We start from the raw sequence: 22,453 nt of genomic DNA, 5'->3' as shown, positions 1-22,453 counted from the left end.
TGGCTACAGCCCTTTGAGCTCATTACATATTTAGTGCAATGTAGCCAAAGCTATGTGCTTAAGTTAAAATCTATTAACTATTAAATTTCTTATTGCCATAGATTTTAACAATGATAAAAATACGAGATCTCGAATACTTAACAGCTATCGCGCAATACAAGCACTTTGGACATGCAGCAGAGGCTTGCTTTGTAAGCCAGCCTACCTTAAGTGGGCAAATTCAGAAGTTAGAACAACGACTTAAGTTAACGCTAATTGAGCGACAACCTCGTAACGTAATGCTAACGCCGGCAGGCGAAAAACTCGTTCAACAAGCCCAGCAAGTACTGAACGCAGCAAATAACTTTGAAGAAGCGGCTAAAGCTTTATTAGATCCCCTTTCGGGTGATTTGCACATAGGTTTAATTCCCACGCTAGCGCCTTATATACTGCCGCATATTATGCCGACCTTGAACAGTAACCTAACAAAAATAAACTTCTATCTTCATGAAAATAGAACCCAAGATTTATTACAACAGTTGGAAACAGGCAAGCTCGATATTTTAATTTTGCCTTGGCTACCAGAAATGGCACGTTTTGAACGATATGATTTATTTACTGAGCCTTTAGTCATGACAACGTCTGCATCACATCCACTCGCTAACAGATCTACTGTAACGTTTGATGATTTGCACAATCAAAAAATTCTTACTTTAGAAGATGGGCATTGTTTAAGAGACCAAGCTATGGGTTATTGTTTTAGTGCTGGGGCTGAAGAAGATCATAGTTTTCGAGCCACCAGCCTTGAAACTTTACGTTACATGGTGGCAAGTAATATGGGAATTACATTAATGCCGCAGCTTGCGACTATGAATTATGCACCACAAAAACATATACATTATATTCCGTTTCAACATCCACAGCCTATGCGCGAAATTGTATTACTTTGCCGAACTGGCTACGCAAGAATGGAGAGTGTTAGAGCCGTTGTGAGTCATATTAGCACTGCCGTAAAGGGCTTATTGGATTAATATTTTTATTTATAGGCTTTGCTTAATAATTTTATTTAACAATTTTTGAGCATAAGTTTTATGTGATCACTCGCTAGCTAAAAGCTAGACAACAAAAAACGCTATTGCTTATCACAATAGCGTTTTTATAACTAAAGCTACCCAAGTCTATGCGGCAACGTCGTTAATACCTTTATCTTCAAGTGGATTTGGTGTTCTTATTAAGTAATCAAATGCACCTAACGCAGCTGTTGCGCCACTTCCCATGGCAATAATAATTTGTTTAAAAGGTGTGTTAGTTACATCGCCAGCGGCATAAACACCTGCGAGATTAGTTTCACCCTTTTGATTAATAATAACTTCGCCACGCTCGGTTAAATCAACGCTACCTTTTAAAAATTGAGAATTAGGTACCAAACCAATTTGAACAAATATACCGGCAAGTTCTATGGTTTCTTGCACATTGGTGGCACGATTAAGGTAGTTTAGCCCAGTAACATGCTTGCCATTACCTAATACTTCCGTGGTTTGAGCATTAACAATGATGTCAATATTCGACATCGAACGTGCTTTATTTTGCAATATTGCATCAGCACGTAATTTACTATCAAACTCTAATACCGTTACGTGTTCAACAAGTCCGGCTAGATCAATTGCCGCCTCTATACCTGAATTTCCGCCGCCGATCACCGCAACTGATTTACCTTTGAACAAAGGACCATCACAATGAGGACAATAAGCCACGCCTTTACCACGATATTCCTGCTCGCCAGTTACGTTCATTTCTCTCCATCTTGCCCCTGTGGCAATTATGGTAGAACGTGTTTGTAAGGTGGCACCATTTTCTAGTTCCACAGTAATTAAGCCACCTTCAACATCGCTTTCAATAATGTTTTTCACTCGCTGATTATTCATAATATCAACATCGTAGTCGTTAACATGCGCCTCTAAACTCGCGACTAACTTTGGACCTTCAGTCGCACTGACTGATATAAAGTTCTCAATTGCCATAGTGTCTTGCACTTGGCCACCAAATTTATCGGCAACTATACCCGTGCGAATACCTTTACGTGCACTATATATTGCTGATGCTGCGCCTGCAGGTCCGCCACCAATCACTAATAAGTCAAAAGCTGCTTTATTGTTTATAGTTTTTGCCTGTCTCGCACCCGCATTGGTATCTACTTTATTTAAAATTTCGGCTACTGTCATTCGACCTTGTCCAAATGCTTTTCCATTTAGATATACGGCAGGAACCGATAAAATATCGCGCTTGTACACTTCTTCTTGGAATAAAGCGCCATCCACCATCACATGTTGAATTTGTGGATTAATTGCTGCCATCATATTCAAAGCTTGCACTACATCAGGACAATTTTGGCAGCTTAAAGAGATGTAGGTTTCAAAGCTATAGTTGCCTTCTAGTGCTGCCACTTGCTCAATAACCGCTTTATCAAGTTTTATTGGATGGCCGCCGCTGTGCAACAAGGCTAGTACTAATGAAGTGAATTCATGCCCCATAGGTACTCCGGCAAAACGCATTTCGCCGCCTGTTTTAACTGACTTTACTAACATTGATGGCACGCGTTCGTTACTTGCATCAGCTTCAACAACCGTTACTAATGCTGACATTTGTGCAATTTCTGCCACCAAGGCATTTAATTCTTTTGATTTTACGTCGTCACCTAAAAATACTGACAATTCAACAGCCGATGTTAAATTTTGCAAATAGGTTGTTAGTTGTTGCTTTAAGTTTGTATCTAACATGGTTATTCCTTCGAGAAAGATGATGAATAGGATTCAAGGTTCTTTAATTTTAATACTTGGGTGTAAACGTTGCCGCGATATACATTTTCAATCGCGGCAATATTTGTCTTAGTTTAAATTTTGCCTACTAAGTCTAAAGATGGTGTTAATGTTTCTGCACCTGGCTGCCAAGCTGCTGGACAAACTTCACCGTCATGGTCAGCTACATATTGTGCTGCTTGAATTTTACGTACTAATTCTTTTGCAGAACGACCTATACCTAAATCATGTATTTCAGCAATTTTTATTTCGCCTTCAGGGTTAACAACAAAGGTACCGCGAAGTGCTAAACCATCATCTTCGATCATGACACCAAAATTGCGAGTAATTTTACCCGTTGGGTCGCCGATCATTGGATATTGAATTTTACCAATGGTGTCTGAACTTCCGTGCCACGCTTTGTGTGTAAAGTGTGTATCAGTTGATACTGAGTAAACTTCAACGCCCATTTCTTGTAACTGTGCATAATGGTCAGCCATATCGCCTAACTCTGTAGGACATACAAAAGTAAAATCAGCAGGGTAGAAGAAAAATACTGCCCATTTACCTGCTACGTCAGCTTCTGACACTTCTACGAATTCGCCTTTACTAAATGCTGTTGCGTTAAATGGTTGAATAGTTGAATTGATAATTGATTGGTACATTTGTATCTCCACTTGTTTAAAAATATGAGTGCTTGTTAAGTTGGGAGAATGATACGTCGATATTTTAAATAGGAACAATCGTTTGAATTTATCATATTGATAGGTAAAACCTATGAGCATAGAAAAAGTTATAGGTGTGGCCGCGGTTAACGTTATATTTTATAGATTTGAAAGCATTAATAGTTCTCGGACATTACATTGAATAAAAGGTGTTGCTCAAAATGCTTTATGCCGATTAGATCAGATTGACTTAAAATTTAAACAAAAAAAACGCCCCTCAAATGAGGAGCGTATAATAAAAACATAAACACTAATAAAACAAAACCGAGGGGAGAATCTCTTATTAAGTCAGAGTAACTTAATTAAAATTAGTTCAATTAGGATAAAAATAAAATGTCATGCTTGTTTTAGATATAAGTGCTACACCCATGAAGAACTTTTTCGCTGGCAAAAAAAACGCCCCTCATGTGAGGAGCGTATAACAATATAAAAACACTAATATAAAACAACAATATAAAACACTAATAAAAACAAAATCGAGGGGAGAATCTCTTATTAAGTCAGAGCATCATATTCAGGTTTAGTTCAATTTTATTTTAAATTAATATAACTTAATTATAGTTTTTAGGTCTTTTATTGATTTTTGATGCATAAAAATTACATTGCCATAGCACTATATATGCACAAACCCCTGTCTATCGGCAATTAAGTTAAGTACTTTTGTAAGCTTTTTAGCCAGATACCCCGACAATAGCTTAGGTTGTTTTTCTATTAATACTAACTCTGTATCAGTAATAGCAACATGACAATCTAATACACGTTGTATTGAGCTGAGTAACACATCGTCAGCAAGTTTATCAACATCAGCTTTATCAATATTTTTGGCTAAATTATTAAGTTCGACAAAAGATACAAGATAAAAATTAATCGACAAAACATTCTCTTCTTCTCCATACCAATTTGCTGTCATTGTATGAAAATTTAATTGTGCTGATAACTTATTGCTAATAGATAATATATTTTTTATTTCGGCAGCTAGAGCATCACTTACGTTAATAGAAATGGGCAGAGCTTCATTCATAATATCCATGATGATTGTCACCTTTATGATAATGAGTGGGTAGGAAAATGATGAACACTACCGCTTTAATTTGATTTTTCTGGCAATGACAAAGTAACTATATCAATATCATAACTAACTTTCTAAACTATTCGCGGGTAGATTTAGCTGAATTTTTTGAAAAAAGCATATAAGCTACTCCGCTATTATGATTGGCTGTATTTTAAATATAGCTTGTGAAGAATTAGCTAAGTGATAGCGCTAGTATTGCAGCACAAATATTACAGATGAATGCTTATGAAAGTAATTCTTGGAGAACGGCACCATTAATACGAAAAACACTAACACTAAAGCCACCAGAAAAAAGCGTTTAAAGCTTTTTAATATCAGCCATAAAGTTCATCGGTGGTTAATGTTATTAATTGGCGCGCAATTTGTAATATGGTCGGTTACTGGCGCCTATATGGTGTTTTTTGATATCGACTATATTCACGGTAATAGTTTGGTCATATCTCATCAAAATAGCATAAAGCCTGAAAATTTAACCTACCCAACAGAAAAACTATTTCAGCAATACCCGAAAGCAAAAAATTTGAGTGTTGGCTTATTAGTTGACCGTGAAGTTTATCGCTTTAACATCGCCAAACAACAATATATTGTCGATGCTAAAACAGGCGAAACGTTATCACCTTTAAATCAATCCAGAGCAATGGCTATAGCCAAACATAACTATTCTGGCAATGACAACATTACTCATACAGTGCTAATTTCATCAAATCCATCATTTGGACTCAGTGCTCGACACTTACCGGTATGGGAGGTTGAATTTGATCACTTTACCTCGCCAACACTTTATATTTCAGCCAATAACGGTAAAGTTGTTAGCAAGCGTCACCAGTTTTGGTATCTATTTGATTGGATGTTCCGTTTTCATATTATGGATTATGGCGATGATGAAGATACCAGTAATTGGTTATTATTTTTTATAGCTTCTTTTGCACTGTTAGCTGCGCTAAGTGGCTTAATGCTGACATATTTTAAAGTCATTAAACCGATCATAAATTCCCGCAATAAGCGCGGTAATAAGCGCAAAAAAAATCAGCGATATAATCAGCTAGACAAGCAACGAGAGAATCAATTGCCAAATGGAGATAATCGATGATTATTTGGATAAGAAAAATCCATAAATGGGCTTCATTACTCATCGGTTTGCAAGTACTTATTTGGGTAATCAGTGGCTTAACATTTAATGTAATTGATCGTGAAAAAGCACGCGGTAATACTTATCGCCAAGCGATAGCAGCGCCATCAACAACAAACACAGACTTGTTGCCCGTTGAACGTATACTCAAAGCTTACCCTGAAACGATTGAACTTAATCAAGCCACTATTCTCTCACAACCTTATTACCTGCTAACTCAACAACAAGGTTTATATCGTCATTTCACCAATCGATACCATATTGTTAATGCCATCACGGGCCAACTCACAATAGTTGATAAACAGCTCGCAACAACGATTGCTCAAGCAAGTTATTCTGGACCTGGTAGCATTGGCTCAGTCAACTTAATCATCCCTCCGAATGAAGACTTCCTGAAGGATAAAAACCCAAGTTGGCAAATAAATTTTGATGATAACCTAGAGACCAGTGTTTACGTTGAACAAGGCTCAGGACGCATTATTGGCCACAGCAATAGCAACAAACGCTTTGCCGATTTTTTCTTTATGCTGCATTTTATGGATTATGGTAGCGCCGGTAACTTCAACACAATTCAAATTATTTTATTCGCTTTTGTCACACTGTGGCTAACGCTTTCGGGGTTACTATGGACGATACATTTGCTTCGCAAAGGCCAGTATCGTATAAAACGCTGACATAGCATGAATTTTCGCTAAACATTCATGCTATGTAGCCGGATAAACTCGAATAATTGAACAACAATGCCTATTTGCCACTAAACAAACCCGTTACTGTGGCAAATTAAATTCAAATTCAACTTCTCGTAGCTGGTCACTGCTGCTTTCTAAAGGGTAGCGCCATTGTGTTAATGCCTTTTTAGCTGAGCGTTCTAACACACGATCAACTTGCTTATTCAAGCTAGTAATATCGACTGCTTTACCTTCATTTGAAATGCGATATTGAAGCTTAACTGTACCAAATTTTCGCGCATGCAGCGCCGACTTAGGGTATTCGGGCATCACACGATGAATGGGTCTTATGTCAATTAACTGGGCGTTGATTTTTGGTACTTTAAGCGAATTTTTTAGTGCTTTTTGAACGGGTAATTGTGGCTTTAACAATACAATTTCATCTAGGCTAACATGACGGTTTTGTGAGTTTTTTGGTGATAAACTCGACGGTTGAGGAGGCAACTCCGGATTAACGATAGTTAAACCTTGCTCTTGAGATATAACTTCACCTAATTCAACGATGCGAACAGTATGCTGAATATATTGCTCACTAATGCCATGTACAGCTGGCTTTGAAAAATGGGTAACAATAGCCATTATGCCAAAAGACGCCGCACCTCCCATTAAAAATATAGCGACAACATGCCAAGGCGAGCGCTTTAACTTAATACCTTTGTCTAAATCTAGAGTAATATCGGTCACTTGGGTTTGATTTTTTCTTTGTTGATAAAGTCTCGAAAGCTCATTATCAAAATTATCGGTACTCATGATTGGCTTCCTAGCAAATGACTTAAATTATTGCGGGCATAGCGTAAACGGCTTTTAATTGTTTCAAAGCTATCATTGGTTAACGTTGATATGTCTGATACTGAAAAACCTTCTTGTTGAAAGATAAAAGCCTCCCTTTGTAAAAAGGGTAATTGCTCAAGAGCAGCATTAAATTGTGTTAATCTGTCAGCACTCTGTATTGATTTTTCAAGGTTTACCGTAAGCATTTTATTTTCATCTAACAACTGAATTTTCCACTTTTTTTGACGACGAAATTCATCAATTAAGCTATTGCGAGCAATGGTAAAAATCCAACTTTTCACATTGGTTTGTACGCTATTTTGTTGTTGAGTCTGCATCACCTTTAGCCATGTAGTTTGTACAATATCTTCCGCTATTTCTTTATTAGATTGGCTCAAGACATAGTGATATAGCGACAAATTAAATTGAGCAACCAGTAAAGAAAGGTATTTATTTTTACCGGTTGCCCTATAGTTTGTCAGTAACACTTCAGGACTAGCGTTTGGGTTATACCACCCCTTTATCATCGAAGGTAACTGCAAATTATTTCCCTAACTTTGTTGTTCCATATTAAACGTTAACTGCACGGTTAAACCTTGCTGAGTAACTGTTTCTCCAGCTTCTGACTTGGCCCGATACTTCCATTTTTTTAACGCTTGTTTAGCTGCTTGATTAAATACCCGCTTCGGTTCAGCGTCAATAACCTCAATATTGGTCACTCCACCTAGCGCGTTAATATCAAAACGTAATTTAACCCAACCTTCTATCCCCTCTCTGGCAGCACCCGTTGGATATTTAGGATTAATTCGCACAATAGGTCGAGCATCATTATCACGAGTATTATTACCTAATAGTAGGTTAGGCGCAGAGCTTGCGATTTTAATCCCTTGAGTATCGTAATGATAATCACCTATAACACTTGTTTCTACCACTGGTTCAAAAGTTTTTGGCATAGGTTTAGGTGTTGGGGGTGGATCATTCTTAAATACTGGCTTAATTTCAGCCGGGCGCTCGTCAGGTAATTGCGCCAATTCAACAATTAAATTAGGCACCACTTCAGGGGGTAATACCTGATCGTTACTTACTAAATATGCCATAAAAGCAAATAAACCAAAGGTAGTTGCTACCGCTAGAGTTGTAATCGTTATTATTTTTTTCATCGTTTTTCCTCAATATTTTATGACTAAAATTAATGTAAATTAAAGAGGTGTGTACACACGCAAAGCCAGCGGCCAACTCCTGACTTACTAGTAAAACGATGAACAAGAAGTAATGGGGTTAAATTAAATAAAATAAATTCAAAAGGTATAAAAATCAAGCGGACTGACGATTGGCTAAAAGCTAAGAATTCAATATTAATTAGCAATGTAAAATAATATTACAATTTTTTTAAACTGTTAATTTGAATTTGGTTAACCAACGGTTACTATAGCTGCCCAATGTATATTTTAGAATAATGACATGACAAAATTAATTAGCCTGTTTGCAGTAATACTAACTATTTTAAGCACGGCAACCTTTGCTGAAACGTTAAAAGTAGCCTCATGGAATATCGCCTGGTTAGGCTCTCATGAATATAATCAACGCAAAGATACCGATTATCAAAAATTAGCACGTTATGCACGTGAATTAGATGCTGATGTTATCGCATTGCAAGAAGTAGAAAGCGCAAAGTGGGCCGCAAAAGTATTTGGTGATGAATACGACTATTTTTTTACCACTAAAGATTGGGTTCAACGTGTTGGCGTTGCCGTAAGAAAAAGCAGTGGCTATAAAGCTACAGCGGTTGAGTATCGAGAACTTGATCAAGGTCTTGCACGCAGAGGCATGGACGTTACATTAACTAAGAACGGTAAAAGCGTACGCTTATTAGCTGTACATATGAAATCTGGCTGTTTTGATAAAGCATTAGATCAAACTAGCATTGCTAGCATGCCAAACACTAATGAAAAAGAAGTCTATGCAAAAACAGCCTGTGCTGAACTTGCTAAGCAAGCTATACCGTTAGAAGCTTGGGTTGACGCTCGCGCTAAAGAAGGCGTTCCATTTATCTTATTAGGTGATTTTAATCGTCGTTTTGTCAAAGATATTTCATTAAATTACAGCGAAATACAAGGTTTATGGCAAACCATTAATGACGAAGGCGCAGAGGCACTTTGGGCACCTACGATTAACGCAGAGTCAAAATGTTGGGGTGGTTATTACAAAGATTATATCGACCATATAATTTTTGATCCAAAAGCAAAAGCTCGTTATGTTGAAAATTCATTTGATCAGTTAGTATTCGAACAAAAATACACTCGTGAACTGAGTCAAACACTTAGCGACCATTGCCCTATTTCAATACAGTTAGCACTTTAAGCTATCTAACAAAACCAACATTATTGCTAATATTGGTTTTGTTAAATTTAAATTTTACCTCGGTTATGTAGCTACTTTTTGCTCAAGTTACTGACCATTAAGTTGGAACCACCAGTGAACGATAAAATTAATCCTGCGAATGAATGTGTAATTCTATTACATGGTTTAGCCCGTTCAGCGCATTCAATGGATAAAATGGCAGAGCGCCTAACAGAGCAAGGTTATAAAGTACTGAACATTGACTACCCTTCTCGCTCATATTCTATTGAATTACTGGCAGAAAAAACCATTTCAGATGCATTAACACAATGCCAAGGTATGTCTGTAAGTTTTGTAACTCATTCAATGGGCGGTATTTTAGTTCGTCAATTTTTAAGTAATCATACCGTTAAACACTTGAATAAAGTGGTGATGCTAGGCCCACCAAATAAGGGCACTGAAATTGTTGATAAGCTAGGAAATATACCTGGGTTTCACTTGGTCAATGGTGATGCTGGCATGCAGTTAGGTACTGGCGCATTGAGCGTGCCAAATCAATTAGGCAAAGCCAACTTTGATGTTGGCATAATCGCCGGCACACAAAGTATAAACTTAATACTATCATCTCTTATTCCTGATACTGATGATGGAAAAGTTTCAGTAGAAAGCACTAAAATTGACGGCATGAATGATCATATTGAAATGCCGACTACACATGTTTTTATGATGCGTAATGACGCGGTTATAGAGCAAGTTATTCATTACCTTCAACAAGGTAAGTTTGAACATTAGCAAACCCCACTGCATCTATAATAATTAACCTTAGATTAAAGTATAATTGCTATTGGCAACGGCAATTATTATCTTAAGACTATAATAAGGTATATATTTAATAATATGCGGTGAATAACATGTTTACATCTCGACATCTAACCACTTTATTAGCGTTAATAAGCTCCTGCTTAATCACGCTTCTAGTGTTCTCACTAGCTAAACTTACCGAGAGCATTAATTGGCAACTTGTTATTATACTAATAGCGACTTTTATTGTTTTTCTAACCTGTATAAATTTTGCTATTAAAAAAAGCTTAAAAGCACAACAACAAATGCTTATAGCAAGCTTAGAGTTAGATATTTCAGCAAACGACTCCCTGCAAAACACCCTTCTTGAACAAACAAATAAAACACGCCTTGCAGGGAAAAACATTGACAACAAAGCCAGTAAACTCGCAATTAACTCTGCTGAAGTAGGCTATTTTCTTGAACAACTCAGTAATGCTATTGAATTATCTAGTGAAGATGTTGAGCGCCTTGCAAGTTCAGCGCATCAAATGTCGGTTAGCATTAAAGTCATGAACGAAAACTCTATTATTGCATCGCAACAATCAAGCCAAGCAATGACCGAAGCTTCGGCAGGTTCAAAGCAGCTTAATGATAATGTCGAAGTCATTAATCAATTAAATGCTGACGTGAACAATGCGGCAGAGAAAATAAAATCACTGTCTCAAAGCGCTGCTGAAATTCAAAATATCACCAATGTTATCGATGGCATTTCTGGGCAAACTAACTTATTAGCTTTAAACGCAGCTATTGAAGCAGCTCGCGCTGGTGAACAAGGCCGAGGATTTGCTGTCGTGGCTGATGAGGTAAGAGCACTGGCTTCAAAAACGGCTGAAGCGACTGAAAAAATTGGTACCATGTTGAATCAAATTAACGAAGAAACCTCACAAACAACGCATGTTATGGCGCAAGTAGTGGAACAAAGTCATCGCATTGTAAAGAGCATGGGACCACTAGCGACTTCATTAAGCGATGTAAATCAACAAATGAAAGAGTCTTCTGACGCCAGCAATCATATTAGTACGGCACTTCAAGAACATAATACAACGAGTAATGAAATTTCTGTAGCGATCACAAATTTACATAATTTTTTAGTCAAAAAAAGTAAAGAAACTCACATCGTTTCAGATAAAGCTGCAGAACTTTGCCAGAGTACAGAATCAATATTTATTGAACTCGCTCAGTTTAAAACCGGCTCCCATATTGAAAAGTTTTGTCAGCAAGCTCAAATCGCTGCCCAACAAGTAGGAGAAATGTTTAGTGATAAAATTAAAGCTGAGGTGATCAGTCAGAAAGACCTATTTAATTTTAATTATCATGAAATTGCCGACACCTCTCCGCAAAAATATCACAGCAGTTTTGATCGCATAACCGACAAATACTTACCCGCTATTCAAGAGCCAATTTTACAAAACAATCCTGATATTATTTATGCAGGTGCCGTTGATATTAATGGTTATTTCCCTACTCATAATCTGTGCTTTTCCAAGCCATTAACGGGTAATATCACAACCGATACTATCAACAATCGTACTAAACGAATATTTGACGATAGTACCGGTATTCGTTGTGGTCAGCACACGAGTAGATTTCTATTACAAACTTACAAACGTGATACTGGAGAAGTAATGCATGATGTTTCAGCGCCCATTTATGTTAATGGTAAACACTGGGGCGGCTTTAGAATTGGCTTTACCGCTCAACTAGGTTAAAAATTAAAGCTAAGGATACTCGCAAAATATAACGCTAAACTTAGGTCTTAAAATAAACCTGAAGTTTAAAAATTTATTTACGCTTAGGGCAAAATAAATAATTTAGCAGAATAAATTATCGCAAGCACTTTGAGAATAAGCGCCGTAAGCTAATCAACGAAATGTCGATTGTGAAGTTATTATGAATGTTGAAAATTAACCATGTCAATGTGTTAAAAATTTAGTAAGGTGTCTGTGAGCTTTAGCAGTATTTAATGAATCTAGGTAGGGGAATCAAGATGAAATTATTTAAAGAATTAGTGCTATCAACCTTTGTTTTATCTGGTGTTTTTTCTAATATTTCAATAGCAAATGAAATGGAAATAACCGCAAAATCACAAAAAATCTCACCTGACAGTAAATTTCATACGTATACAGGCAACGTTAGAATAGCCTTTACTGACGGAAATTTATCAACTAAATCAAGCCAGGCATCTTTTCAAAATGGTCAAACTATCATGGAAGGTGATGTAGAAATTATTCTTAGCAATGCTATTGCTAAAACTGAGCGAGTTACCTTTATACCTTCGCAACAAGGTTTGATTGCAAAAATGGATAAAGTTACTTTTACCTATAAATAATCAACTTAAGTTCAATGCCGATAATTTATCCTAACTGATAAGCTAAATTTTTAAAGCCTCCACACAAGTTATATTAAATTCTGTGTGGAGGCTTTGTAATCTAGTTGTAGTGATAAATAATTATTGGTGTTCGACTAACGCCATCCTTAATTTATTTAGTGCATCTACGGCAAAACCTTGATCATAAAAATATAGTATTTCACCATTTTTATTTAACAATACCACACGGGTATTGGATGCATTTTCGTTACCAGTAAAAGCCTGGATTTTCTCACCATCGTCATAAATAGTTACCACACCTTGCCATAAAGGCTTTGGTATTCCAGCTCGCATGCCGTTATCAATAACCGTGCTAAACATTTCCGGAAATAACCCTTGAATAGTGGGCACTTCATAAACCTTCACTTGGGTTTCGGTAACATCTAAAGCGATCAACCAACGGTCAATATCAAATTGTGAATTCTGCTTATAACCAATCAACAATAACGTTAAGTCATCATTAAAATCACCAGGAATAGATACTGATTTTTTTTCTAGCGTGGTACCTACAACAGAGGGAAATATTTGTCCGGTTATATCTTTATTCGCATACTGAGTACTACAACCGGTAAGTAACAATAAAGCAAATATATAAATTTTTGTACGCATTTTAAAACTCCTTAATACATGAAGATTCATACGTATAAAATGTGCTTTGGGTTCACATTATTAATAAATAAACTTAATATTTTTAAATGGACATCTTATATTGCTATAACAGGCATTAAATACCGCTATTAAAGCGGCTTATTAGGTAACTTAATCATTATTGTTTTGCTTCACTTCTCTTAACCTTTCACGGTATTTATCGCGTGCAAGTGCCTGCATGTCGGTTACGGCATCGCTTTCATCAACAATTTCTCGCCCTAGCAGAGTTTCAATGGCATCTTCTAACGTAACTATGCCCGATGTTTGACCATACTCATCTTCTACAGAATAAATATGTATATGGTTTTTGATGAACATATCGAGTAATTGCTGAACGGGTAGTTTTTCAGATACCGCTGATAACGGAATAACAAATTTACTGATAGGCTGGTCACCGTGTCCACTACGCTCAGCTTCAAACAAGTCACCTTTAATGACTTTACCCGTAATATCATCAATGGTATTACCGTAAACAGGTATTCGAGTAAATTGTCGCGTTTGCTCATGATCAAGTGCGGCAGTTACGGTAGTATCTTGGTGCAACATGTGTACGACGGTTCTTGGTGTAAAAACGTCTCCTGTGCGCAACTCACGTAAATTAAGGATATTCGATAAATATTCGTTTTCTTGTGAAAACAAACTACCGTCCTTATAGCTTAGCGACGCTAAAGCGATAATTTCTTCTCGTGTGATTTCGCTTTCTTTACCTTGCTTGAACGAACGGGTGAGCCGAGTTGACAGCCAAACCAGTGGATAAACTATTCTGACCAACCAAGAAATTACATAAGCAGAAGGTATGGCTAAATTGCGCCAAAAAGTAGCACCTAAGGTCTTAGGAATAATTTCTGAAAAATACAAAATAACCAATGTCAGTAATACGGCAATTAAGGTTTCCCATTTCTCTCCAAATATACCAATAGCCTGCGCACCAACGCCTGCCGCACCCATGGTATGAGCAAAGGTATTAAGAATTAAAATACTAGCAAGAGACTCTTCTAATCGCGCTTTGACTTTTGCTAATACCGCACCGTTTTTCGGTTTTTTATTTTGCAATTGCTCAACAAAGCTAGGCGTTATTGATAATAGTACGGCTTCGAGTACTGAGCACAAAAAAGATACGCCAATGGCAACTGCTAAATAAATAAAAAGTAACGTCACTTATTCAATCCAACTCTATTAATTATGTATATCACTTATAAATAGCATATCACAATGTAAGAAAATCGGGTGAACGCACTGCTTAGGTTGTAGGTAATATTTTGAAGATTAAGGTAATTAATTGTACAAAATAGCTAAAGATTATTTTCCACTTCATATCAGATTTCTAAAACCTAACTAATTGTAATCAAAACCAAAATATTTATGGCCCTTTTTACTGACACTGTTTTAAGGGATTTAAAAAAAGAAGCAGGCTTCATGCAAAGTTACTTACTAGCAAAGTTAAACAACTACTAATCGTTTTACATCAATTATAGATTGATATTAATGTTGTATAAACTTTTGAAGCTTAAGATGTTTTCCACAGGTGTTAATTGAACGGCATTGTATTTTCAGCAACACCTAAAGCTCGATTAATAAGGTTTTATAATGAATGAAAAGGAATAAAGCACTAACACTAAGCATAATTAAAAATATTATCCCAATGTGTGTCTAATATTATTTTAGCTTCGTCTAAAGCAATAGCCTGGTAAACATTATTATTTAGCTCAACTAACTCCATTCGCTCAAGCTTACTTAAGGCATCAACAATTTCAAAATCAAGCTCACATTGATACTTTACTTTAAACCAATATTCTATTTTTTCGTCTAAGGCTTCAGCAGTTAAACCGTCTTTATTGTTCAGTAAAAAGCTATAAGCTAAAATGGCCTCTTTAAAATCTTCTTCTTCTGCAGCGTCAATCAAGGTATGAAAAACACCCGCGTTATTATCAAGGTTTTTAAAATACAGGTTGTCAGAAAGCGCTTTCATAAATTTAATTTTTCTATTTTTAAATTTACTCCATTCTTTAAAAATAAAACCAGCAAATACCCCTAAGCCAATCGCAAAAGAGATAAAGTGTTGTTGAGTCATTTCTACTGCTTCTTCGCGCCAACCTATCCAAAAGCCCATTAATGCTGCCAGCAATAAAATGGATGCGCCAAGTTTAGTCACTAACACTACAGCACCACCTACTACTGCCGAAGCACCGATAAAGGCCTTATCAATGGGGCGCATACGTACTTCGCTGTTCGGAAATAGCATTTCTAGATCGGCTTTAGGAACATTCTGAAAAAGTTTCACTATGGTTGAACCGGGCTCAAAACCAAACAGGGTCTTTTTCTTGGCGTCAAAATGAGCTTTATCTTTGAAGGTTATAAATATTGCTACGCGATCATAGTTAGTAAAGTTAATCGTTTGTTTTCGCAGGCCAAATAATGAAGTAATAGTTTCAGTTAATTGCGACTCGCCTCGTCGGTAAAAAACAACTTGTTCGAAGTCATCAAATTCAACCTCTAATCTAACTTTAAATAACGATTCTTCTGTTAAAGCATCTTGTAAGTCTTGCTCAGTAATTTTTTCAAAGTTGGCGGCATTTAAAACACTGGCAAAGTTATTAGCAAAACTTGCCTGACAATCCGCTTTTTGCTCTGTTGTATAAGGGTCAAGCTGCTTAGTATCTGCATTAGGATCAAATGGCGCATAGTCGTTCTTTAACGACTCTAAGGTTTGATGATATTCAACATGCAGCGAATTCGATAGCAAATCAGAAAACTGCCGAAACGATAATTCTGAATCATCTAATTGAAGCTCTCGTAAGCACATTTCAATAATGTCTTGTTTTCTATAAGGTATAAACCGATCGGCAGCCATAGCACAATATCATTTAATGTCAGATAGTTAGAGTGTAAGGTAATTTGTTTTATATTGGAATGTGAATATGTAATGCTAACTATTCGACCTAAAAGCAAAAATGGTTGATTAATAAATTTGGCTGACCATACGGTTAACTGGCCAATTAAAACAATTTTTTAATTATATAGAACAACTTAACGCGTAAAAACAATTTTTTTTACAGCCCCAGTAAGTTACATTTTAGCCCAAAGCCACGCTATAATATCAATATAATGAACCTATTCGATAGCAGGAGTTGAAATGCAAATAACTAAAGAGCAAGTTTTCGTTTGGAGTCGAAATATTAGGCTTTTTCATTGGATTAATGTTGTTGCTATTCTCTTACTCATTGCGCTTGGTTCGATGATTCTACATAGTAAAACATTTGGTATTGCCGGCGATGGAAAAGTCTTATTAAAAACAATCCATGTGCTTGTAGGTTACGTGTTTGCGTGTAATTTAATATTTCGTTTAATTATTGGTTTTGTTGGTAAAGGTTATGAGCGTTGGCATAAAACCCTGCCCTTTAACAGTGGCTTTAAAGCTGAATTTACTGAATTTAAAGCAGGTAAAAAACAAGCATACAAAGGACATAATCCTGCGGGTAAGTTAATGGTATTAGCTTTACTTGCAACAATGACTGCACAAATGATTTCTGGCCTTGTTATTGCGGGTACTGATATTTATTATCCACCTTTTGGCCACTATTTTGCTGAAAGCATCGCTATTGATAAAGATAATTTAGCCGCAATACAGCCTTATTCCAAAGAGAACGTTGATGAGGTCGCTTATCAAGCGATGAGAGATATCAGAAACCCTTTTATCACTGCACATGTTTATGTTTTTTACTGTCTGTTATTTCTGATTCCACTGCATATCATTGGCGTAGTTATCGCAGAAAGGCGAGAAAAAAGTGCCCTAGTATCCGCCATGGTCAATGGTTATAAATATCTGCCAAAAAATAATACTGATGAGCATTAGTTTAATAAAACTTACATGAATACGTAAACAAACCTAGGCAGTACAAAAAGTATGCTCCTCTTGTTTATTTTAATAGCTATATTTTGTGTTTCTTGATAAAGTTTTTTTGCATTGATAAATTGTTTTACACACTAACCGATCATCGGATGGAATATAAAACAATCGTAGGTATTGATTTTTAATCAATACCTATTTTCTAGAAGAAAGTCTATCATGTTGTTTATAATGGATAAAACACTCATACCATAGTCATCTTCCTAAGTTAAATTATCAATCTAACTAAAACTAATAATAGTTTATATATGATTAATTTTCTGAGGATTTAAACATGTCAAATCAACTTATTTTATCATTAATAGCAGCTTCAGTATTAACCGCTTGTGGTGGTTCATCTACAAGTGCAACTGCGCCTGCAGATCCAACACCAGCGCCACCAAAACCAACGACAACGATAACGGCAACGACAGGTGTTATCACCGGTTTTGGCAGTGTATTTATCAATGGTGTTGAATATGAAACTGATGCAACCACCGTAACAACAGATGATAACGGTGGCGCAAGCGAATCAGATCTTCAGGTAGGTATGGTTGTAACGCTCAGTGGGGAAATAAACGAAGATGGCACAACCGGTAACGCCAATGCTATTCATTATGACGAACAATTAAAAGGCCCAATAGCTAGTATAGATTTATTCGCAAATACGATAACAATACTTGACCAAACCATAGTGTTTGACGATTTAACCAGTTTTGAAAACTTTCTATTAGCTGATCTTATACCGGGAGATATTCTCGAGATAAGTGGTTACTTTCATACCGATGGCACTTTATACGCCACACGAATAGAAAAAGAAACAGAACAAACACAGTTAAAAATTCAAGCTCGCATAACATTACTAGATAGCGTTAATAAAACATTCGAGCTAAATGGTTTAACTATCGATTATAGTTCAGCAATATTTAAAGACTTTCTTGAGGCTGACTTAGTAGATGGACAACAAGTTCGTGTTAAAGGTGAATATACAGCCTTAAATGCTGGTGTATTAGTGGTTAGCGAAGTAAAGCTTAAAGAAAAAAATGAAAATAATGAAGAAGGAGATAACCGACATGTAGAAGGTTTTATCACTGACTTTGAATCTTCAGGTAATTTTAAAGTAGATGGTATTGCCATTATTCTGGATGATAATACTGAGTTTAAATATGGCGACGCTAGCGCTTTAATGGCCAATGTACGAGTTAAAATTAAAGGTGAGTTCAACGCTGATGGTAGCTTGTTGGCGAAAAAAATACGTATTGAACAAAAGACAAATTTGAGTATTGAAGGCGCTATTGAAGCCATTAATTTAGACTTAAGCACAGTAACCGTGCTTGGTGTTGAATTTGAAATTAATAATCAAACCAAAATGAAAGATGAATCCGATAACGGCGAACGCTTCTTTGATTTGGCTGATGTAGCCATTGGTGAGTTTGTCGAACTCAAAGGTTTTGTTGATAGCGATGGCAAAAATATTGCCACTAAAATGCAACGTGAAAATGAAGATGAAAACGCTGAAGTAGAACTAAAAGGTCATGTAAGTAATATTTTAAACTTTAGCTTTAGCCTTGTTGGTGTAACGGTTATTACCGACGCAAACACCGAGTTTGAAGGGAAAAATGGCGACGACGTAAACCAAGAGGTATTTTTTGAACAACTTGAAAATAATATGCAAGTCGAGGTAAAAGGCCAACTGATAGATGGTGTTTTTGTCGCCCTGTCCGTTGAAATTGAAGAAAAGGACGATGATGATAATGATAGTAACCGTACAGAGTTTAAAGGAATTGTTGAAGCGATAAATGAGGGCACTCTGGTTGTTTCAGGTCATCAAGTTTTAGTAGGTCAAACAACAATATTTAAAATCGATGACGTACGGGTTGCAGCTGAACAGTTTTGGTCTTCAATCTCAATTGATACTCAACTGAAAATTAAAGGCACTTTAGATCAACAAGGCGTTATTACCGCGAACTATATTGAGCTTGAATAACACCTATCGCGTCGTTAATAACTGTCACAACTTAACCTAAAGTTGTTATAAGAGTAGTGTTAGCCGTTTTGATTAAGTTCATAAGTACTTATCGAAACGGCTAACAAAATGCCAGAAGTACAAACTTCGATGGCAAAATTTAAACCTTTGAAAAATACATCGTCTATACCTTAACTTATACTTGTTACTCCCAACTCCGCACAAAAAAGACTTTCGCATGATACGGCTTAAAATATGACCATGAACATACGACTTATTAGACTAGAATAATTTGTTATGAGTAAGCTTTAGGATTAGCAATTGGGGCACTTAAAAGGTAATTGAGTGTGCTTTATTAGTCATAATACAAACCCGTTATCAACTTATGAATGCCGCATTTTAGCTGACAATTAAAATTTGACACACCTCAAAAGTAAGTACTATCTTTATAAGATTATGACCGATTATTAAATAAATTTTATGATTGTTATTAGCTATAACATTGAGTAAATAAGGAATACTTCCTCATGTTTTTTAACAAGTTTATAAAATTAAGCATACTACTCGTACTATTCTCGACGTTCAGCCAAAGTACTTTGGCGAAAAAGTTCTACGTGTGTTCTGCGTATCTATCTGGGCCTTTCGTTACCGACGAAAACGATCGTTTAGCTTTGCTCTATACTTTTACAGACTTCTTAAATAAAAAAGCACAGTACAAATATAGCTTTGAGGTTTTAGTATTACCCCGTTCTCGTTTGTTATTAGAGCTAAAATTGACCGATCATTGTATTGTGCCTTTTGTATCCTATAAATGGTTTGATCCCAGTAAGCAGCTGTACTATTGGAGTCAGCCGCTACTAAATGACGCTAATATCATATTATCTTCTCAGGATAAAAAATTAGAAAGCATTGCAAAAGAACGAGTAGCAGGTATGAGCACTAGCCAAGTGATAGGTTTTTTCGATGATCAAATAGACGCATTAATCAAAGACAACACAGTAAGTGCATTCAATAGCTTATCGCTAGAAAACAGTGTCGGCATGGTTGCACGTAAACGAATTGACTTTATTGTCTCAGGGGAAATTCCGGTGCAATATTTAATCCATAAACATCAGATTCAAGACAAGGTTTACTTTAGTAAAAACACAACCTCCACATTTGAACGTTCAGTGTTACTGCCAAAATCAAATCCGCAATTAATTGAATTTGTAGAGCAGCAAATAGGTGTTTTAAAATCATCATCCGAATGGCAACAAGCACTAGCGCAGTTTGGCATTAACGATAATAAGTAACGCGCTTAGGAATATCTCAACTAATATAAATAATAGAATCAAAAATTAAAAAAGTTATCATTTAACTTATATAATTTCATTTAAAAATGGCTTAATGTATCAATAGAGTACATCTGAAAATGACAAAGCTGATCGATAGTCCAGACAATGCACTAGCACTAAAACTACTGCGTTCAGAAAAAATATTCTCAACCCTGTTTCAATTATCACCTGTTGGTATGGCAGTAGTTGATGCCAACACAGGCAAGTTCCTGGAAGTAAACGATTCCATTTTAAAATCTACAGGTTACGCAAAACAGGAATTTATTAATTTAAGCTACTGGGATATTACGCCAAGAGAATATGAAGCGCAGGAACAACAGCAACTTAAAGACTTGGAAGCCACTGGACGTTTTGGTCCAAATCAAAAAGAATATATACGAAAAGATGGTACAAAATATCCGATCAGTATCAGTGGTGTTGCATTAACAGATATTGATGGTAAGCAAGTTGTTTTAGGTATTATTGAAGATATTACTAAACAAAAAGCATATGAACATAAATTAGAACATTTCGCCTTATATGACCCTTTAACTAATTTACCCAACCGCCGTCTATTATCAGAAAACTTGCAGAAATCGTTAGCTCAATGTAAACGAGACAGAAAGTTACTCGCCTTACTTATGCTTGATTTAGACAAGTTCAAACCTGTAAATGATACCTTTGGACATTGTATAGGTGATAAATTATTAATAGAGATTGCACAACGTATTAAAGGTATTGTTCACCGAGAAGTTGACACGGTTGCACGCCTAGGTGGTGATGAGTTTGTTATAATACTTCCTCAGATAAGCCAAACTGAAGATGCCATCAAACTTGCAGAAAAGATTTGCAACGCACTTAATCAGCCATTCTGTATTGAAAAAAATAACATCACCATTTCAGCAAGTATTGGAATAGCGATGTTTCCAGCACATGGTAACAACGAAAAAACGCTAATGAAGAACGCAGATAGCGCCATGTATAAAGCCAAAAACAATCCTGAATATAGTTTCATGTTATTTGAAGATTAATCAGGGTAGTAATGAAAACCCTGAGTCGTTTATCATCGCTTTTTAGTTTATTTAAATTAAGAGCCTCAAAAAAACACCCACTTCGTTCCAAAATAAAATCATCCTCTACTCGTTGGTTAGTACGCTTATAAATTTAAACGTATCAATGACCCCTTCTGTGGATTAGCTGCCTATCAGCAGTGGTTAGAAATTAATGACTATTACGTAATACACCTTAATCTCATTGCTAATGTCCAGTAACATAAAACAGTTATGTGGATCTTCAAATAAAGTAAAAATTCTTGTTCGATAGTTTTAAGGGCTATAGCTAGATAAGGATAAATCAGTTTAAACTTTCACATCAAAAATCATGAGAAAACTATAACAATCGTCACAAACCACCAAAAATAAAGACAAGTAAGTGCGCAAAGCAGACCTTTACTTCAGTCACGCTTATGACAGGAGATCCGACAAAGCGGACGTTAGAATTTTGTTAGAATTTACGACAACATCTAGCCATAAGCTGATATTAACCTTTCGTGAAACTAAGAGCCTATTAAGGACAAAAATTCACTACAAACCTATAGGGCCGGTTTAGGCTCTGAACTGTCGTTAGCAACTCACAAGCTTATGATAAAAATTATTATGTAAGTGTAGAAGATGCAACGCATTATATAAATGCGGAGCTAAAGAACATGAGGAATACCGGTGTATTTAAAGTATGTGAGCTGGTGGATATACCCTATGAAATATTAGATGCAGAGTATTTATTGTTTGAAGAAGATAATGAAAAGCTGATCAAAATAAAAGATATAGATAAAATTTTGCTCAGCATTATTGAGACTCAAAAAAAAGGGTTTAATGTGAAGCACTTCAATAT

Annotated in this window: 21 protein-coding genes; 12 read left to right on the top strand and 9 right to left on the bottom strand. The window is 36.1% G+C overall.

The features are described 5' to 3' along the window. The first annotated feature begins 110 nt into the window (after positions 1–110). Complete coding sequence (gene oxyR, locus H4J50_RS07160; protein ID WP_182255354.1) at positions 111–1,010, top strand: DNA-binding transcriptional regulator OxyR; 900 nt, start codon at positions 111–113, stop codon at positions 1,008–1,010. Positions 1,011–1,157: 147 nt separating this feature from the next. Here the strand turns inward: oxyR and ahpF are convergent, their stop codons facing one another. The 3 genes from ahpF to H4J50_RS07145 form a co-directional block, all read right to left on the bottom strand. After that, the gene (ahpF, locus tag H4J50_RS07155; RefSeq protein WP_182255353.1) at positions 1,158–2,756 is read right to left on the bottom strand and encodes an alkyl hydroperoxide reductase subunit F; all 1,599 of its coding nucleotides are present in this window, start codon (positions 2,754–2,756) and stop codon (positions 1,158–1,160) included. A 113-nt stretch (positions 2,757–2,869) separates the two neighbouring features. Further along, entirely contained in the window at positions 2,870–3,439 is a 570-nt protein-coding gene (ahpC, locus tag H4J50_RS07150; RefSeq protein WP_182255352.1) for an alkyl hydroperoxide reductase subunit C, read from the bottom strand. 673 nt (positions 3,440–4,112) lie between these two features. Then, the gene (locus H4J50_RS07145) at positions 4,113–4,529 is read right to left on the bottom strand and encodes a hypothetical protein (protein ID WP_108454577.1); all 417 of its coding nucleotides are present in this window, start codon (positions 4,527–4,529) and stop codon (positions 4,113–4,115) included. A 280-nt stretch (positions 4,530–4,809) separates the two neighbouring features. Here H4J50_RS07145 and H4J50_RS07140 point away from each other — a divergent pair, with 280 nt between their 5' ends. Together H4J50_RS07140 and H4J50_RS07135 are read left to right on the top strand one after the other, a co-directional pair. Further along, positions 4,810–5,661 carry a PepSY domain-containing protein gene (locus H4J50_RS07140; RefSeq protein ID WP_259366190.1) on the top strand — a complete coding sequence of 284 codons (852 nt, stop codon included), beginning with the start codon at positions 4,810–4,812 and terminating at the stop codon, positions 5,659–5,661. Continuing rightward, the gene (locus H4J50_RS07135; protein WP_220466123.1) at positions 5,658–6,374 is read left to right on the top strand and encodes a PepSY domain-containing protein; all 717 of its coding nucleotides are present in this window, start codon (positions 5,658–5,660) and stop codon (positions 6,372–6,374) included. The genes H4J50_RS07140 and H4J50_RS07135 overlap by 4 nt, the downstream gene beginning before the upstream one ends. Positions 6,375–6,467: 93 nt before the next feature. On the opposite strand, the gene H4J50_RS07130 is transcribed toward H4J50_RS07135, so the two are convergent. From H4J50_RS07130 to H4J50_RS07120, 3 genes are read right to left on the bottom strand one after another with little or no spacing between them, the layout of a single operon-like run. Continuing rightward, positions 6,468–7,178, bottom strand: a complete 711-nt coding sequence (locus H4J50_RS07130; RefSeq protein WP_182255351.1) for a TonB family protein — start codon at positions 7,176–7,178, stop codon at positions 6,468–6,470. Continuing rightward, a complete protein-coding gene (locus H4J50_RS07125; RefSeq protein WP_182255350.1) occupies positions 7,175–7,741 on the bottom strand; it encodes a sigma-70 family RNA polymerase sigma factor in 567 nt (188 codons plus the stop codon). Before H4J50_RS07125 ends, H4J50_RS07130 begins: the two co-directional genes overlap by 4 nt. 9 nt (positions 7,742–7,750) lie before the next feature. Further along, positions 7,751–8,359, bottom strand: a complete 609-nt coding sequence (locus H4J50_RS07120) for an energy transducer TonB (protein WP_182255349.1) — start codon at positions 8,357–8,359, stop codon at positions 7,751–7,753. Positions 8,360–8,660: 301 nt separating this feature from the next. On the opposite strand from H4J50_RS07120, the gene H4J50_RS07115 reads away from it, so the two are divergent. The 4 genes from H4J50_RS07115 to H4J50_RS07100 all read left to right on the top strand — a co-directional run bounded on the left by H4J50_RS07115 (position 8,661) and on the right by H4J50_RS07100 (position 12,711). Next, positions 8,661–9,560 (top strand): endonuclease/exonuclease/phosphatase family protein, encoded by a 900-nt coding sequence (locus tag H4J50_RS07115; RefSeq protein ID WP_182255347.1) that lies wholly within the window; start codon positions 8,661–8,663, stop codon positions 9,558–9,560. 114 nt (positions 9,561–9,674) lie between these two features. Further along, positions 9,675–10,331: an alpha/beta fold hydrolase gene (locus H4J50_RS07110; protein WP_310733257.1), complete on the top strand. Its 657-nt coding sequence runs from the start codon at positions 9,675–9,677 to the stop codon at positions 10,329–10,331. A gap of 119 nt (positions 10,332–10,450) precedes the next feature. Then, entirely contained in the window at positions 10,451–12,091 is a 1,641-nt protein-coding gene (locus H4J50_RS07105) for a methyl-accepting chemotaxis protein (RefSeq protein WP_182255345.1), read from the top strand. A gap of 278 nt (positions 12,092–12,369) precedes the next feature. Continuing rightward, positions 12,370–12,711, top strand: a complete 342-nt coding sequence (locus tag H4J50_RS07100; protein WP_108454572.1) for a hypothetical protein — start codon at positions 12,370–12,372, stop codon at positions 12,709–12,711. Between the two features lie 120 nt (positions 12,712–12,831). Here H4J50_RS07100 and H4J50_RS07095 read toward each other — a convergent pair whose 3' ends face one another. The 3 genes from H4J50_RS07095 to H4J50_RS07085 all read right to left on the bottom strand — a co-directional run bounded on the left by H4J50_RS07095 (position 12,832) and on the right by H4J50_RS07085 (position 16,249). Next, positions 12,832–13,359, bottom strand: coding sequence for a hypothetical protein (locus H4J50_RS07095; protein ID WP_182255343.1), 528 nt, complete (start codon positions 13,357–13,359; stop codon positions 12,832–12,834). Positions 13,360–13,509: 150 nt separating this feature from the next. Continuing rightward, positions 13,510–14,556 (bottom strand): CNNM domain-containing protein, encoded by a 1,047-nt coding sequence (locus H4J50_RS19850; protein ID WP_182255341.1) that lies wholly within the window; start codon positions 14,554–14,556, stop codon positions 13,510–13,512. 457 nt (positions 14,557–15,013) lie between these two features. Then, positions 15,014–16,249, bottom strand: coding sequence for a TMEM143 family protein (locus H4J50_RS07085; protein ID WP_108454570.1), 1,236 nt, complete (start codon positions 16,247–16,249; stop codon positions 15,014–15,016). 282 nt (positions 16,250–16,531) lie between these two features. On the opposite strand from H4J50_RS07085, the gene H4J50_RS07080 reads away from it, so the two are divergent. The 5 genes from H4J50_RS07080 to H4J50_RS07060 form a co-directional block, all read left to right on the top strand. Continuing rightward, positions 16,532–17,251, top strand: a complete 720-nt coding sequence (locus tag H4J50_RS07080; RefSeq protein ID WP_182255339.1) for a cytochrome b/b6 domain-containing protein — start codon at positions 16,532–16,534, stop codon at positions 17,249–17,251. Between the two features lie 328 nt (positions 17,252–17,579). Beyond that, complete coding sequence (locus H4J50_RS07075) at positions 17,580–19,271, top strand: DUF5666 domain-containing protein (RefSeq protein WP_182255337.1); 1,692 nt, start codon at positions 17,580–17,582, stop codon at positions 19,269–19,271. A 506-nt stretch (positions 19,272–19,777) separates the two neighbouring features. Next, positions 19,778–20,542: a transporter substrate-binding domain-containing protein gene (locus H4J50_RS07070; RefSeq protein WP_182255335.1), complete on the top strand. Its 765-nt coding sequence runs from the start codon at positions 19,778–19,780 to the stop codon at positions 20,540–20,542. A gap of 119 nt (positions 20,543–20,661) precedes the next feature. Next, positions 20,662–21,594: a bifunctional diguanylate cyclase/phosphodiesterase gene (locus H4J50_RS07065; protein ID WP_182255333.1), complete on the top strand. Its 933-nt coding sequence runs from the start codon at positions 20,662–20,664 to the stop codon at positions 21,592–21,594. A 674-nt stretch (positions 21,595–22,268) separates the two neighbouring features. After that, on the top strand, positions 22,269–22,453 hold a 185-nt coding region (locus tag H4J50_RS07060; protein ID WP_182255331.1), incomplete at its 3' end, for a hypothetical protein.

This window comes from Colwellia sp. 6M3 (assembly GCF_014077595.1).
Classification (GTDB): domain Bacteria; phylum Pseudomonadota; class Gammaproteobacteria; order Enterobacterales; family Alteromonadaceae; genus Cognaticolwellia.
Note: the sequence above shows the minus strand (reverse complement) of the source record. Positions and strands in the feature narration are given on the sequence as shown.

Bases quoted from the DNA above. Each gene is read 5' to 3' on its own strand.
- oxyR (WP_182255354.1), top strand. From the start codon at position 111: ATGATAAAAATACGAGATCTCGAATACTTAACAGCTATCGCGCAATAC.
- ahpF (WP_182255353.1), bottom strand. From the start codon at position 2,756: ATGTTAGATACAAACTTAAAGCAACAACTAACAACCTATTTGCAAAAT.
- ahpC (WP_182255352.1), bottom strand. From the start codon at position 3,439: ATGTACCAATCAATTATCAATTCAACTATTCAACCATTTAACGCAACA.
- H4J50_RS07145 (WP_108454577.1), bottom strand. From the start codon at position 4,529: ATGGATATTATGAATGAAGCTCTGCCCATTTCTATTAACGTAAGTGAT.
- H4J50_RS07135 (WP_220466123.1), top strand. From the start codon at position 5,658: ATGATTATTTGGATAAGAAAAATCCATAAATGGGCTTCATTACTCATC.
- H4J50_RS07130 (WP_182255351.1), bottom strand. From the start codon at position 7,178: ATGAGTACCGATAATTTTGATAATGAGCTTTCGAGACTTTATCAACAA.
- H4J50_RS07120 (WP_182255349.1), bottom strand. From the start codon at position 8,359: ATGAAAAAAATAATAACGATTACAACTCTAGCGGTAGCAACTACCTTT.
- H4J50_RS07115 (WP_182255347.1), top strand. From the start codon at position 8,661: ATGACAAAATTAATTAGCCTGTTTGCAGTAATACTAACTATTTTAAGC.
- H4J50_RS07105 (WP_182255345.1), top strand. From the start codon at position 10,451: ATGTTTACATCTCGACATCTAACCACTTTATTAGCGTTAATAAGCTCC.
- H4J50_RS07100 (WP_108454572.1), top strand. From the start codon at position 12,370: ATGAAATTATTTAAAGAATTAGTGCTATCAACCTTTGTTTTATCTGGT.
- H4J50_RS07095 (WP_182255343.1), bottom strand. From the start codon at position 13,359: ATGCGTACAAAAATTTATATATTTGCTTTATTGTTACTTACCGGTTGT.
- H4J50_RS07085 (WP_108454570.1), bottom strand. From the start codon at position 16,249: ATGGCTGCCGATCGGTTTATACCTTATAGAAAACAAGACATTATTGAA.
- H4J50_RS07080 (WP_182255339.1), top strand. From the start codon at position 16,532: ATGCAAATAACTAAAGAGCAAGTTTTCGTTTGGAGTCGAAATATTAGG.
- H4J50_RS07075 (WP_182255337.1), top strand. From the start codon at position 17,580: ATGTCAAATCAACTTATTTTATCATTAATAGCAGCTTCAGTATTAACC.
- H4J50_RS07070 (WP_182255335.1), top strand. From the start codon at position 19,778: ATGTTTTTTAACAAGTTTATAAAATTAAGCATACTACTCGTACTATTC.
- H4J50_RS07065 (WP_182255333.1), top strand. From the start codon at position 20,662: ATGACAAAGCTGATCGATAGTCCAGACAATGCACTAGCACTAAAACTA.